This window comes from Bacillus sp. FSL H8-0516 (genome assembly GCF_038635285.1).
In the GTDB taxonomy this organism is placed as follows: Bacteria; Bacillota; Bacilli; order Bacillales; family Bacillaceae; genus Bacillus; species Bacillus safensis.
This window is the reverse complement of the sequence record NZ_CP152051.1, coordinates 2,875,688-2,888,916: the sequence shown is the minus strand read 5'-3', so window position 1 is coordinate 2,888,916 and position 13,229 is coordinate 2,875,688. Positions and strand designations below refer to the sequence as shown.

The window sequence follows — 13,229 nt, the reverse complement described above, 5'->3', positions numbered from 1 at the left end:
CTTGTCGTTTTTTGATGCCGAAGCTTTGAAAAGGAGGAAAAAGTGAGAAAGACCGTTTATCATAAGGATTTTCAGTTTAAAGCCTTGAAAATTGGAACAGAACTCGCTATTATTGTTAAGGGAACTAAATATTAATTTTTTATGAATTTTTGTCGGATACGGTCAAATGCTTTCGTTTTATGTAGGTGAAAGTTCAGATTTTCACATACTTATTTTTTTGTTTAAATTTCATAAAATGCCGCAAAGCGGTTGAGAATAACGATATGTAATTCTTTATCCGTTTTACAGCAAATTTAAAAAAGGTGGATGTGATTCCAGTGAATAAACCGAAAATCGTTGTATTAGGTGCAGGTTATGGCGGATTAATGACTGTAACAAGATTAACAAAACAGCTTGGCACAAATGATGCGGACATTACTCTTGTGAACAAGCATAATTATCATTACGAAACAACATGGCTTCATGAAGCAAGTGCAGGTACTCTTCATCATGACCGCTGTCGTTATCAAATCAAAGATGTGATTAACAGTTCCCGTGTCAACTTTGTACAAGCAACAGTTGAAAGCATTGATAAGGAAGCGAAGAAAGTTGTGACATCAGATGGCGAACTTTCTTATGACTACCTTGTTGTTGCACTTGGTGCTGTTCCTGAAACATTTGGTATTGCAGGACTGAAAGAATACGCATTCTCAATCTCTAACATCAACTCTGCTCGTCAGCTTCGTGAGCACATTGAGCTTCAATTTGCGACGTATAATACGGATGCTGAAAAACGTCCAGAGCGTTTGACAATCGTTGTCGGCGGCGCAGGATTCACAGGTATTGAGTTCCTTGGTGAGCTTGGAAACCGTGTGCCTGAGCTTTGCAAAGAGTATGACATTGATCAAAAAGACGTGCGTATCATCTGTGTAGAAGCTGCGCCAACAGCTCTTCCTGGATTCGATCCAGAATTGATCGACTATGCGATGAACTACCTTCAAGGTAAAGGTGTCGAGTTCAAAATCGGTACAGCGATCAAAGAATGTACGCCTGAGGGGATCATTGTGGGAAAAGACGATGATACAGAAGAAATCAAAGCTGCAACTGTTGTTTGGGCTGCAGGTGTACGCGGTAACCCAATCGTTGAAGAAGCTGGTTTTGAAAACATGCGCGGCCGCGTAAAAGTTTCTCCAGATCTTCGTGTACCAGAAAATGATGATGTCTTCATCATTGGTGACTGTTCATTGATTATCAATGAAGAAATCAACCGTCCATACCCACCAACTGCACAAATCGCTATGCAGCAAGGTGAAACAGTAGCGAAAAACCTTGCAGCACTAGTAAAAGGCGGTTCTCTTGAAAGCTTTAAGCCAGACATCAAAGGAACAGTTGCTTCTCTTGGTGAACACGACGCAGTAGGTGTTGCGTTTGGTAAAAAACTTCAAGGAACAAAAGCTTCTGCAATGAAGAAAATCATCGACAACCGTTCTTTATTCATGGTTGGCGGACCAGGACTTGTTCTGAAAAAAGGAAAATTCAAGTTCTTCTAAACCATCATAGACAAAAACGTGTATCCTCGGGGACTGACCCCATAAGATGAGACAAATAAAAAACACCTTCAAGTTTGAAAACGGATCGTTGTGATCCGAAATAAAACATGGAGGTGTTTTTTCTATGGGGACAAGAGTGAGTTATCCGGTTGAAGTCAAACAGAAGGCTGTAGAAATGAGATTGGCAGGCGTATCAATGAAAGAGATCTTGCGGGAATTGAATATCACAAATAAAACGCAGGTTCAGACATGGGTGAGGTGGCATAAGGCTGGGGATACACACCGGTTTGAACAGCCTGTTGGAAAACAATATACCCATAGAAAGGGTCCCGAGTACTCTTCCGAATTAGAGAGACTGCAGGCAGAAAATCGCTATCTGAGTCAACAGAATGAAGTTTTAAAAAAGTACAACGAATTGGAAAGGAAGTTGATAAGGAAACGTCAATCAAACTGGTAGAAGAATTGTGCAAAACGATGACAGTACAGGACATCTGTATCCATTTAGGCGTCTCACGCGCTTCGTACTATAGATGGAAAAAGAATCTGACTCAGAATCATTCTAAAAGACAACTAGAGAAGCAAATCGGCACGTTGTGCCGAGAACACAAGTATCGATATGGATACCGAAAAATCACAGCCTTACTAAAAGTGAGAATGCGTATTAACCATAAAACTGTTCAACGTATCATGCAGAAAAACCAGTGGCAGTGCCGGGTTAAAATGAAAAAGCGTAAGAAGAATGGGCAGCCCTATGCCGTGGCCGGTAATATACTGGATCGGAACTTTCAGTCTGATCGCCCTCTTGAAAAACTAGTAACGGACATCACGTATTTGCCTTATGGACAGAAACAATTGTACCTTTCCAGTATATTGGATTTATATAATGGAGAAGTGATTGCGTTTACGATTGGTGATAAGCAGGACACAGACTTTATTTTAAACACACTTGATCAGCTCCCAGCACTGCCTGAAAACTGTGTGTTACATAGCGACCAAGGTTCTGTGTATACATCTTACGAGTATCAGAAAGCTGTTCATATAAAAGGCATTACCATGAGCATGTCCCGTAAAGGGACGCCCGCTGATAATGCCTCCATCGAATCGTTTCATTCCTCGCTAAAGTCTGAAACGTTCTATCTTAACAGCATTGATCGAACTACAACCAACATTGTAGAACGCACTGTCAAAGAATACATTTATTATTATAACAACATTCGTATTCAAACGAAACTAAACAACCAATCACCGATCAACTATCGGCAATTGGCTGTATAAAGGTGTTTTGATCCCTGTCTCAAAAACGGGGGTCAGTCCCTCGTGATACACGTTTTTTTATAAGTTGTGGTATATTTTCTCACTTGGTCATTGACGGCAAAATATGTTATGATTAATTATCAGAAAATTTAGATTAAGGAGTGAGCAATATGAATGCACAAACAAAGGAAAAAACATCAATCTGTCAATATTGTTCAGGAAAAGGGTATTTTCAGCTATTGCTCGGCGGATCTGAAACGTGTGAGGAATGTAAAGGGACAGGAAAGAAGCGTTAATCGATCTGCTTTTTCCATTGATTGACTTCATCTCTATTTCCAAGTTAAACTAATGATGGGATATTTGGGGGTGGAGATGAAGTGATCAGTTTACCAGTCGTTATCATTTCAGTTATTTTATTTTTCGTGTTATTCTTCGGCATTGGCTTTTTGCTCAATATGCTGCTGAGAATGTCATGGATTATGGCTATTTTATATCCAATTGTATGCCTTTTCATTATTAACAATCAAAAGATGATCGCTTATGTAAGAGAGCCTGGCACTGCTTTTTCAGGAATAGGAGACCGGATCGTCTCACTCGCTGCGGCAGATATCATCATCTTATTAAGCGGCCTGATCGGTGCAATCACATCAGGTTTTGTCATTAATGCACTTCGAAAAAGAGGGTATCAAATGTTTTAACTCACTTGTGGACACGCAAGTGGGTTTTTTTGTTTCTCCTTTGCATAGTTTCCATTTTGTTTGGAAACAAATAGATGGGTAGAGGAGTGACAAATAGAGATGAAAACATGGATGAAACGATTGTTCATGACCGCCCTATTCATGCTTGCACTTTTGACAAGCTTTACGGGCATATCTGGAGTCGAACCAAGTGATTTAGCTGTTTGGGTGAAAAAAACCGATGCGGGCAAGCAAGTATCTTCTTTTTTTCAGCAGCAAAAAAGGGAAACGATCGCACTCAAAAGTGAAGATTCGCGGGCTGTTTCTCTCGAAGAAGCCTTTAATTGGAACGATTACCCGAAGCAGAAAGTTGTGGCAACCGGCTATACAGCAGGTGTGGAATCAACAGGCAAAACGAAGGAACATCATGCATATGGCATTACATATTCAGGCGTCAAAGTGAAACGTGATTTATACTCAACAGTGGCAGCCGACCCATCTGTTTTTCCGATTGGAACGGTGCTGTTTATCCCAAACTATGGCTACGGTGTGGTTGCAGATACCGGGAAAGCCATTAAAGGCCATAAGCTTGATTTATACTATGAAACCGTTGATGATGTGTATAGAGAATGGGGTAAAAAAGTGCTCGATGTGTATATCATCAAAAAGGGTGAAGGGACGTTAACGGAAAAAGACTTAAATCAGCTTAATGAAGCAGAATCGATGCAAGTATTCCGTCAGCAGTTTCAAGCCAATAAAGAATAAAAAAGCTTTGGGCCGTTTAAGGTCCAAAGCTTTTTCGCTTCTACATGAAGTAATAATCTAAGATGAGTGTCAGCAAGATCCCTGTTAAACCGCCGAAGAAGACTTCAATCGGCTTATGACCAAGAAGCTCTTTTAATTTCTTTTGCTTTTCTTTTTCTTCCGCATTCGGGAAATTCTTTGCTTCGGAAACAAATCGGTTAAAATCTGTTACGAGCTTGTTGAGAACAGTCGCCTGTTCTCCTGCCTGTCTGCGAACGCCTGTCGCATCAAACATCGTAATAATGGCAAAGATGGCGGAAATGGCAAAGATAGATGTATCTAGCCCGTGCTCTAAAGCCACTGCTGTTGAGAGTGCTGTTACTGCTGCGGAGTGTGAACTTGGCATTCCGCCTGTGCTTGTAATGAGCGACCAATCTAGTCGTCTAGAAATGATAAATTGAATCGGTACTTTTACAAATTGAGCAAAAAAGATGGCTGCAAGGCTGGCAAGCAGCGGAAAATTCGTCAGTACGCTCATGAACAAGAAACATCCTCTCTTTAAGAAAAAATATCGTGCGAAATGATGGACTAAAAATCCTAGTATGATGAAAAATGATAGCAGTAAAAAATGCTGCCAAGTCCATGTTCATTATAACATTAAAGAAAGTAGATGTGGAACGAGGAGAACAAGGACAAGCTGCTCAGGTTTTCGCCGCTTTTTCATGATGCCCTTCCGCGTGTGAAAATATAAATGTTCATCAAGTAAAGACAGACTGGCAATGATCGTATAGGCACGCAAATTTTGATATAATAGAAGTTCCAATGTGAAAAATGGAGTTCATTAAGGAGCGTGTGATAAATATGTTTTTCTCGACAAATGAATTGCAGCATAAAGATACACTGGCGATCGGACTTTTTCAAAAGAGCCAATTATCAGGAAAAGCAAAAGAAATGGATGAATTACTTGAAGGAAGAATCACTGAATTATTAAAAGAAGGCGACATTTCATCCAAACGAAATCAGCTTTCGAAATTTTTCCCATCCCCTGAAACAGGCATCAAACGCATTTATTTTGTCGGGCTTGGGAAGGAATCAGATTACACGTTTGAAGAGGCAAAAGAAGTGTTTGCCCATTTATTCAAAAAGCTTCATCAAGATAAAAAGCAAGCGGTTTCTGTCTTGCTGGATACGTTTATTGGAAAGGATCTGCCTGCTCAAGATGCAGCCCATGCCCTTTCTGAAAGCTGCCTTTTAGCTACATATGAATTACAGGATTTTAAACATAAAACAAATGAACCGGATCGTTTTATCGAGTTTGTTTATGCAACGACAGAGCATGATCAAGCTGAAATTCAGGCGAGTTTGAAAGTCGGCGAAGTGTACGGACAGTCAGTTAATTCGGCCCGTACCCTTGTGAATATGCCACCAAACATGCTCACATCCTCTGATCTGGCTTCGTATGCGGCAGAGCTTGCATATAAATATGAATTTGAGATTGAAATTTTAGATAAAGAACAAATGGAAGAGCTCGGAATGGGCGGTATTTTAGCCGTCAATAGAGGCTCAACAGAACCGCCAAAACTCATCGTATTAAAATATCAAGGCAAGGAAGAATGGACAGACGTCATCGGCCTTGTCGGTAAAGGCATCACGTATGATACCGGCGGCTATTCTTTAAAGCCAAGAGCGAGTATGGTTGGCATGAAAACAGATATGGGCGGCTCAGCCTCTGTTCTAGGCGCAATGGAAATCATCGGCGAACTTCGCCCAGAGCAAAATGTCATTGCGGTCATCGCCTCAACCGATAATATGATCTCGGCAGACGCTATGAAGCCAGACGACGTGATTGTGTCACTAAGCGGTAAAACAATCGAAGTGCTCAATACGGATGCAGAAGGCCGTCTTGTTTTAGCAGATGGGGTGACATATGCGAAGCAGCATGGTGCCTCTGTCCTTGTAGATGTGGCCACATTAACAGGCGGTGTCATTGTGGCGCTTGGAAATGAGACAACAGGCGCGATGACCAATAACGATGAGCTGTACGCTCAGTTTAAAGAAGCATCAGAAGAATGCGGTGAAATGATCTGGCAGCTGCCAATCACGGAAAAAGATAAGAAACGAGTACGAAACAGCAAAATGGCGGATCTCAATAACTCACCAGGCCGTGATGGTCATGCGATCATGGCAGGTGCTTTCATTGGCGAATTCGCAGAGGAGACGCCTTGGGTTCACTTAGATATTGCAGGAACTGCAACAACAGAAAAACCTTCATGCTTTGGACCAACAGGGGCAACAGGGGTGATGGTGAGATCACTCGCAACATTTGTGGAACGATTTGAAGGAACAAAATAAAGGATAGGGCTCTGCCGGATGGCAGAGCTTTTTTATGTAGGACATACGCCATTTGACGAAGTTTTTTTTCTATGGTAACATACGTTGGTACTTTAATTATCTACTACATTAGTAAACTAAAGGATTTCGGGGGTTTCACCATGAATGCAGTTGTTTTAGCGGTTGTTTTAATGTTGATATTAAGCTTGCTGCGGGTCAATGTCGTGATTGCGCTGGCAATAGGTGCTTTAGCTGGCGGACTTGCAGGTGGATTAGGCTTGGGAGGAACAGTGGACGCCTTTACGGACGGACTCGGAGGAAATGCAACAGTGGCGATTAGTTATGCGTTACTAGGAGCATTTGCTGCGGCACTGACGAAAACAGGTCTTCCAGATGCCATGGTTGAAGGAGCAGTGAAGCTTCTAGGAAAAGAAGGCGATTCAAGACGGAAAACACTATCAAAAGTGCTCATCGTTCTTGTCATTTTGATCGTGTCTTGTTTTTCACAGAACGTCGTTCCTGTTCATATTGCCTTTATCCCAGTCTTAATTCCGCCGTTATTAAAGGTGTTTAACGAGCTTCAGATTGACCGCAGACTGCTAGCGTGTGTCATGACCTTCGGACTCACTGCACCATATATATTACTTCCAGTCGGTTTTGGACAGATTTTCCACGGAATGCTTCGTGACAATATGAAGGAAGCGGGTCTGACCGTAGACCTTGCAGATATTCCGTATGCGATGCTGATTCCTGTAGCAGGAATGGTTCTTGGCTTGATCGTTTCCATTTTTGTGTATCGAAAGCCGAGAGTATATGAGGATCGTGAAATTACAGATGTAGAAAAATCGGCTTATACGAAAAAAAGCTTATTCTTTGCCGGTCTTGCTATTCTCGTTTCGTTGATTGTCCAGCTTTATTTATCGCAAAGCCTTGGTGTGGAAGGAATGATCTTCGGTGCACTCTCAGGACTGCTTATCTTGTTTGTGACTGGAATGATGAAACGCGATGAAGCAGATGAACTGATTACATCTGGAATGAATATGATGGCCTTTATCGGTTTTGTCATGCTTGTTGCCGCTGGATTTGCCAATGTTTTAACAAAAACAGGAGACATTGAATCTCTTGTCAAAGCATCTTCCCAATATATTGGCAACAGCCACAGCCTTGCAGCAATTTTAATGCTGCTCGTTGGCCTGGTTGTGACAATGGGGATCGGATCATCATTTGCTACGATTCCGATTATTACAACCATTTTTGTTCCACTTTGCTTACACTTAGGATTTAGTCCAATGGCTACTATTGCCATTATTGGCTCTGCTGCGGCTGTTGGAGATGCAGGTTCACCTGCAAGTGACAGTACGCTTGGACCAACATCTGGATTGAATATGGATGGACAGCATCACCACATTTGGGGAACTTGTGTCCCGACTTTTATCTATTATAATATTCCGCTTGTTCTGTTCGGCTGGCTGGCGGCGATTATTCTGTAAAATGAAAAGCTTGTAGAGAAAACCATGATGTTTTTTCTATAAGCTTTTTTGTTGTTCGTAGATGAAAAAATAATTAGGACAAAAGTATGAATTAAATGAATCTTTCTTCCTCTATCTTACGTATATATGCTGATAAAAATGAAAAGGGGAAGATGGGACATGTCATTTTTTAAAAAGCTAGCGGCAAGTGCAGGAATTGGTGCGGCAAAAGTAGATACCATTTTAGAGAAAAACGCTTATTATCCAGGACAAGAAGTAACGGGAACTGTTCATGTAAAGGGCGGGAAAGTCGCTCAGGACATCCGCTATATCAATGTCAAGATTGAAACACAGTATGTGATTGTGAAAGATGATGAAGAGCATAGAAAATATGCGAACATCTATACTTTAAGGGTGACGGATTCTTTTACCATCCAGCCTGGAGAAAAGCATGAATTTCCGTTTTCATTTATTCTTCCTATCGATACCCCGATGACGATCGGAAAAGTAGAAATTGCAGTAATGACAGACCTTGATATCCAAGGTGGAATCGATAAATCTGACTATGACCGTATTTTCGTTGAAGCACATCCTTGGGTGAAAAATGTGCTGGAAGCCACTAGAAATCTAGGTTTTCACCTGAACGAAGCAGACTGTGAGCAAGCACCTTACTTTCAGCGGCGCCTGCCATTCGTCCAAGAATTCGAGTTCATTCCGACATCAGACTACTATCGCTATATGCTTGATGAGTTAGAGCTGATTTTTCTGATAGATGAAGGCGGATTAGACATTGTTTTCGAAGTCGACCGTAGAGCAAGAGGCCTGAGAGGCTGGCTTGAGGAGATGTATAATGATGGAGAACAGCTTGTACGCTACCGCTTCAGTCCATCAGATCTTGAAGATGTAGAAGTGCTTGAAGGAATGCTAGAAGAAATCATAGATCAATACGCTGAGTAATGATGAAAAAAGAGCCTGAATGAAGACAGGCTCTTTTTTCTATGATACAGCTTCTTGTTTTCGAAAGGATGTGGCTTTGGAAACAGAGCGATAAATTTTAGGTGCCAGCATCGCAAGTAATATAGTCAATGCGTAGTCTTTTACCATAAACCAGATCATAAAGAACCATGTGGTTTGATAGGAAATCGGTGCATTGAGCCATACATTTAATGCGAGGTATGTATAGGTGGTTCCGATCACATACATCACGGTCGTACCAGCAATGGCTGCAAGCAAAAAGCGACCAAAGCCAGGATTTTTTCTTTTCTCTAGAATGAATCCAGCAAGCCAGGCAGCAGGGATGTACGATAGTACAAAGCCGCCGCTTTTCCCTAAAATGACCCCAAAGCCCGCAGAGAACTGGGCGAATACAGGTGCACCAGCAATTCCAACCAAGGCATAGACAATCATAGCTAATGCGCCAAGCCGTCTGCCGAGTAAGAGACCAGCAAGCACACAAAAAAACGGCTGCATCGTAAGTGGAATTCCGCTGACCTGTAAAAATGGCACAATGGATGTGATATTGGCTCCGATAGCCATGAGTGCAGCAAACATTCCCACTAGCACAAAGTCAGCAGTTCTTGTCTTCTTTTGCATGATGTTTCCCCCTGTCTTATCTGTACAAATAGATTAAGGGGAAGAAGGATTTTTGTCAACTTGTTTTTATTTTAGGTTAACAATAAAACCCGCCCATCAATAGGGCGGGTAGCTGATTAAGCTTCGGTCATAAAAGAGGCATCGCTGGCTTTGCTGACAGGTACGTAATCATAGCCGAGATCACGAGCGACCGCTTCGTACGTGATATGTCCGTTCATCACATTGACACCTTCTGCGATGGCATTGTTTTCTCTAATAGCTTTTGCAGCACCTTTATTCGCAATTTGCAGCGCATATGGAACAGTGACGTTCGTTAACGCAACAGTTGATGTCCGCGGAACGGCACCTGGCATGTTGGCGACAGCATAATGTAAAATGCCGTGTTTTTCATAAGTAGGCTGATCATGGGTTGTGATATGATCAATGGTTTCGACAATGCCGCCTTGATCAATCGCTACATCCACAATGACAGAACCAGGCTTCATTTGTTTCACCATTTCTTCTGTCACAAGCGTTGGTGCTTTGGCACCAGGAATCAGCACAGCACAAATAAGAAGGTCTGCCTCACTGACTGAATCTGCAATGTTGACAGGATTGGACATTAACGTTTTCATTTGATGGCCAAATTGGTCGTCCAGCTGACGCAGGCGTTCTGCGTTTACATCAATCAGGGTGACATCTGCGCCAAGTCCGATCGCCATTTTCGCTGCGTTTGTTCCAACAACACCGCCCCCAATAATGGTGACCTTTCCTCTTGATACCCCTGGTACACCTGCAAGTAAAATACCCTTTCCGCCTTTTGGCTTTTCTAAAAATTGAGCCCCAATTTGAGCGGCCATTCTGCCTGCTACTTCAGACATTGGTGTGAGAAGAGGGAGTGTTTTTCCGTCCGTTACTGTTTCGTAAGCAATGGCTGTAACGCCTTTTTGTTTTAATGCTTCAGCCAAGGAGGGCTCTGCGGCTAGATGCAGGTACGTAAATAAGATGAGTCCTTCTCTGAAATAAGGATATTCCTCAGGTAATGGTTCTTTTACTTTCATGATCATATCAGAAGATGCCCATACATCTTTCGCCTGATCAAGAATCTCTGCACCAACAGATACATAATCGTCATCAGTGAATCCGCTTCCAAAACCAGCGTTTGTTTCAATTAAAATCTGATGTCCAGCTGAAAGCAATTGAGAAGCTGCTCCTGGTGTTAAAGCCACTCGGTTTTCATTGTTCTTAATTTCTTTCGGAATGCCGATGATCATGTTTATTCCTCCTATGCTTATCTATTGATATTGTATGTCTAGTGTATCCGGAAAGTTTAGAAAATTCTTCGGTTGAAATAAAAAATAAAAAAACGCCTCTTTGTGAAATTTCACAAATGGACGTTTTTTAGTTTCATATCAAGGTAGATGGTCATTTTCTCATTCATGTTTTTTAAATCAATTTCTGCGATGTCTGTAATCCGTTTTAATCGATAATTTAAGGTATTGATGTGGATGTTTAATTGCTTTGCGGCAATATTGGCATTGCTGTCACAGTCAATAAACCGCTCAAGGGTTTCGACAAGGTTGGAATGATGCCTCAGGTCGTAATCCTCCAGCTTTGATAAAGAGTAACTGGAGTAAGAAGAGCCCTTTCGCTTCTCAGCAAGCACATCAAGATATTGATAAATGCCTAGTTCAGAAAAGCTGTTTAAACGTTCTGTTTCAACTGGAAAGCGTTCTTTCGTCTTTAATACAGCCAGTGCTTCTTTATAGGAAGGCTGAATTTGAGAGATGTTATCGTAAATTCCTCCAATTGCTGCCTGAACATGCTGAATATGATACCGGTCCGCAAGCTGCTGCAGCATGCCGCTTGTGAATTGCTTAATATCTTGAAGCGGATGTTCTGTTTTTGGTGAGACAAGAATAATGAATTCGTGAAAATCAACAGTCGTTAACAGTACCTGTACTTGCTGTGTTGTTTCAAGCAGATAGGACAGCTTTTTTTCTGTTTCCTCTGTGAGTTCGTCACGAAGACGGAAGATGATGATGGCATATGTGTCTGGACATCTGATGCCAAGCCTTAAAAATAGGTCAAGCATCTCATCCTTTTCATGAATATGACCTGTGAGCATCTTCCAGAAAAGCTCCTGATTACGTTCTTCTGTTTTCGTTTTTCGAATTTGTAAATTGAGTAATTTGTTTTTCACGGCATGCGCTGCCATTTTGAGAAGGTCCATTTCTTCTTCTGAAAAAGGCTGTGCGGATTCAATCGCCCAAATAAATCCGAGCACTTCTTTGTCCTTCCAGATCGAAATGGCGACCCTGCTAGATAAACCCACCTCTGCAATTTGAGGGACACGAAGCGGTTCGTCTGTTTTAAGGAGTGTAGGAATGATGCCGTCCTTCCAAAGCCGATTAATGACTTTTTCCGGTACCCGGCGGGAGATAATGGTTGAAGTTCTGGCGGGATCAGTAAAATCATTGTGTGTGCTATATGCCAATAATCGATGATGAGTATCTTCTATAGTAATAGGGCAATTGAGCACATCACTAATTTGGTCTGCCACATCCTCTAAACGATCAAGACTATACTTAAACGGATCTGTCTTTTTTGTCATAAAAAACCCCTGCTTTTTCGAATATTTCACGTACTTACATTATGAAGAGAATGAGGTACGTAAATCAACAAAAAACTGCCATAAACTTAAAAAAACAAAAAGTGTGAGAAGCAAGCAAATGGATGTTGAAGCATGTTGAAAAAGAAATAGTACAATAATAACGTAGTAAAAAATCAATAGGCGGAAAGATCCACCGAAGCAGGTGGATACTTATTATGAATATATGACCAAAAAACTGTTAAATACTAGATAAAAAGCGAAAAAACAGTAATTCTATAGACTCATTTTGTAAAATAAAAACAGATTTGTTTGACTGTGTATCATTTCTGTTTTTATAATAATAACGTCAAAAAATAAGTGGATTAGCCCATTATATGGCGGCTATGCACGGGAGGTAATGAGGAATATGTCAGGAATTATTCGCGTAACCCCAGAAGAACTAAGAGCGACCGCTAAGCAATATGGTGTTGAAAGTCAAGAAGTGTTAAACCAAGTTGATCGTCTAAATAGAATGATCTCTGATTTAAAAGGAATGTGGGAAGGTGCTTCTAGTGAAGCATTTGCTGATCAATACGAACAGCTTAAGCCTTCATTTATCAAAATGTCTGATCTATTAACAGATGTCAGCAATCAGCTTGATCAAACGGCAAATACACTTGAAAGCACTGACCAAGACATCGCAAGCCAAATCCGCGGCTAATCAAAGGGATTTCCTTTCTAAGTGTGAAAAGCAGAAACAGCGCCGAGTCTGTCAATGGATGCCGGCGCTCTTTCTATTTTGTGAGGTGGAAATTTGTGTATATCGATATTACCATCGACTTAAAAAATTATGATGGCAGTGTGTTTGATTTGAGACTATCAAATTATTTACATATTAAACAAGTCATCCATATCGCCTGGCAGGCAAAACAAATCTCACTTCCAAAGCGAGAAGGCGGATGGGTGCGGGTAGTCAATAAGAAAGCTGTGTTTTCAGGCGAATATAAGCTGTCAGACTGTGGAATTACCACAGGAGACAGGCTGGAAATACTATGAAAGG

The 13,229-nt window shown here is 41.4% G+C and carries 14 protein-coding genes; 10 read left to right on the top strand and 4 right to left on the bottom strand.

Translation table 11 applies throughout. From position 1 onward, the window contains the following. The first annotated feature begins 311 nt into the window (after positions 1-311). From MHB67_RS14745 to MHB67_RS14725, 5 genes are all read left to right on the top strand, one after another. Complete coding sequence (locus MHB67_RS14745) at positions 312-1,529, top strand: NAD(P)/FAD-dependent oxidoreductase (RefSeq protein WP_024423350.1); 1,218 nt, start codon at positions 312-314, stop codon at positions 1,527-1,529. Positions 1,530-1,653: 124 nt separating this feature from the next. Beyond that, a protein-coding gene (locus tag MHB67_RS14740) for an IS3 family transposase (RefSeq protein WP_270125770.1) occupies positions 1,654-2,804 on the top strand; the annotation gives its coding sequence in 2 pieces (ribosomal slippage) (positions 1,654-1,927 and positions 1,927-2,804; 1,152 coding nt in all). A 149-nt stretch (positions 2,805-2,953) separates the two neighbouring features. After that, on the top strand, positions 2,954-3,079 hold the full coding sequence (locus MHB67_RS14735) for a YuiA family protein (protein WP_157834354.1): 126 nt from the start codon (positions 2,954-2,956) through the stop codon (positions 3,077-3,079). Positions 3,080-3,160: 81 nt separating this feature from the next. Further along, the gene (locus MHB67_RS14730) at positions 3,161-3,481 is read left to right on the top strand and encodes a YuiB family protein (RefSeq protein WP_024423349.1); all 321 of its coding nucleotides are present in this window, start codon (positions 3,161-3,163) and stop codon (positions 3,479-3,481) included. A gap of 99 nt (positions 3,482-3,580) precedes the next feature. Then, the gene (locus MHB67_RS14725; protein WP_024423348.1) at positions 3,581-4,225 is read left to right on the top strand and encodes a 3D domain-containing protein; all 645 of its coding nucleotides are present in this window, start codon (positions 3,581-3,583) and stop codon (positions 4,223-4,225) included. A gap of 40 nt (positions 4,226-4,265) precedes the next feature. Here MHB67_RS14725 and MHB67_RS14720 read toward each other — a convergent pair whose 3' ends face one another. Continuing rightward, positions 4,266-4,742, bottom strand: coding sequence for a divergent PAP2 family protein (locus MHB67_RS14720; protein WP_024423347.1), 477 nt, complete (start codon positions 4,740-4,742; stop codon positions 4,266-4,268). A gap of 323 nt (positions 4,743-5,065) precedes the next feature. Here MHB67_RS14720 and MHB67_RS14715 point away from each other — a divergent pair, with 323 nt between their 5' ends. The 3 genes from MHB67_RS14715 to MHB67_RS14705 all read left to right on the top strand — a co-directional run bounded on the left by MHB67_RS14715 (position 5,066) and on the right by MHB67_RS14705 (position 8,961). Continuing rightward, positions 5,066-6,556 carry a leucyl aminopeptidase gene (locus MHB67_RS14715; protein ID WP_024423346.1) on the top strand — a complete coding sequence of 497 codons (1,491 nt, stop codon included), beginning with the start codon at positions 5,066-5,068 and terminating at the stop codon, positions 6,554-6,556. Positions 6,557-6,696: 140 nt separating this feature from the next. Beyond that, positions 6,697-8,025 (top strand): Na+/H+ antiporter family protein, encoded by a 1,329-nt coding sequence (locus tag MHB67_RS14710; protein WP_103131563.1) that lies wholly within the window; start codon positions 6,697-6,699, stop codon positions 8,023-8,025. Positions 8,026-8,184: 159 nt separating this feature from the next. Next, complete coding sequence (locus MHB67_RS14705; RefSeq protein WP_103131562.1) at positions 8,185-8,961, top strand: sporulation protein; 777 nt, start codon at positions 8,185-8,187, stop codon at positions 8,959-8,961. A gap of 39 nt (positions 8,962-9,000) precedes the next feature. Here the strand turns inward: MHB67_RS14705 and MHB67_RS14700 are convergent, their stop codons facing one another. From MHB67_RS14700 to MHB67_RS14690, 3 genes are all read right to left on the bottom strand, one after another. Next, positions 9,001-9,597, bottom strand: coding sequence for a biotin transporter BioY (locus MHB67_RS14700; protein ID WP_044335653.1), 597 nt, complete (start codon positions 9,595-9,597; stop codon positions 9,001-9,003). 116 nt (positions 9,598-9,713) lie between these two features. Then, a complete protein-coding gene (gene ald / locus MHB67_RS14695; RefSeq protein ID WP_044335655.1) occupies positions 9,714-10,850 on the bottom strand; it encodes an alanine dehydrogenase in 1,137 nt (378 codons plus the stop codon). A gap of 110 nt (positions 10,851-10,960) precedes the next feature. Continuing rightward, positions 10,961-12,190 (bottom strand): PucR family transcriptional regulator, encoded by a 1,230-nt coding sequence (locus tag MHB67_RS14690; RefSeq protein WP_024423341.1) that lies wholly within the window; start codon positions 12,188-12,190, stop codon positions 10,961-10,963. Between the two features lie 406 nt (positions 12,191-12,596). Here MHB67_RS14690 and MHB67_RS14685 point away from each other — a divergent pair, with 406 nt between their 5' ends. Beyond that, complete coding sequence (locus MHB67_RS14685; protein ID WP_003213769.1) at positions 12,597-12,890, top strand: WXG100 family type VII secretion target; 294 nt, start codon at positions 12,597-12,599, stop codon at positions 12,888-12,890. 95 nt (positions 12,891-12,985) lie between these two features. Further along, a complete protein-coding gene (locus MHB67_RS14680) occupies positions 12,986-13,225 on the top strand; it encodes an EsaB/YukD family protein (protein ID WP_003213579.1) in 240 nt (79 codons plus the stop codon). The last annotated feature ends 4 nt before the right edge of the window (positions 13,226-13,229 follow it).

Bases quoted from the DNA above. Each gene is read 5' to 3' on its own strand.
- MHB67_RS14735 (WP_157834354.1), top strand. From the start codon at position 2,954: ATGAATGCACAAACAAAGGAAAAAACATCAATCTGTCAATATTGTTCA.
- MHB67_RS14725 (WP_024423348.1), top strand. From the start codon at position 3,581: ATGAAAACATGGATGAAACGATTGTTCATGACCGCCCTATTCATGCTT.
- MHB67_RS14720 (WP_024423347.1), bottom strand. From the start codon at position 4,742: ATGAGCGTACTGACGAATTTTCCGCTGCTTGCCAGCCTTGCAGCCATC.
- MHB67_RS14715 (WP_024423346.1), top strand. From the start codon at position 5,066: ATGTTTTTCTCGACAAATGAATTGCAGCATAAAGATACACTGGCGATC.
- MHB67_RS14710 (WP_103131563.1), top strand. From the start codon at position 6,697: ATGAATGCAGTTGTTTTAGCGGTTGTTTTAATGTTGATATTAAGCTTG.
- MHB67_RS14705 (WP_103131562.1), top strand. From the start codon at position 8,185: ATGTCATTTTTTAAAAAGCTAGCGGCAAGTGCAGGAATTGGTGCGGCA.
- MHB67_RS14700 (WP_044335653.1), bottom strand. From the start codon at position 9,597: ATGCAAAAGAAGACAAGAACTGCTGACTTTGTGCTAGTGGGAATGTTT.
- ald (WP_044335655.1), bottom strand. From the start codon at position 10,850: ATGATCATCGGCATTCCGAAAGAAATTAAGAACAATGAAAACCGAGTG.
- MHB67_RS14690 (WP_024423341.1), bottom strand. From the start codon at position 12,190: ATGACAAAAAAGACAGATCCGTTTAAGTATAGTCTTGATCGTTTAGAG.
- MHB67_RS14685 (WP_003213769.1), top strand. From the start codon at position 12,597: ATGTCAGGAATTATTCGCGTAACCCCAGAAGAACTAAGAGCGACCGCT.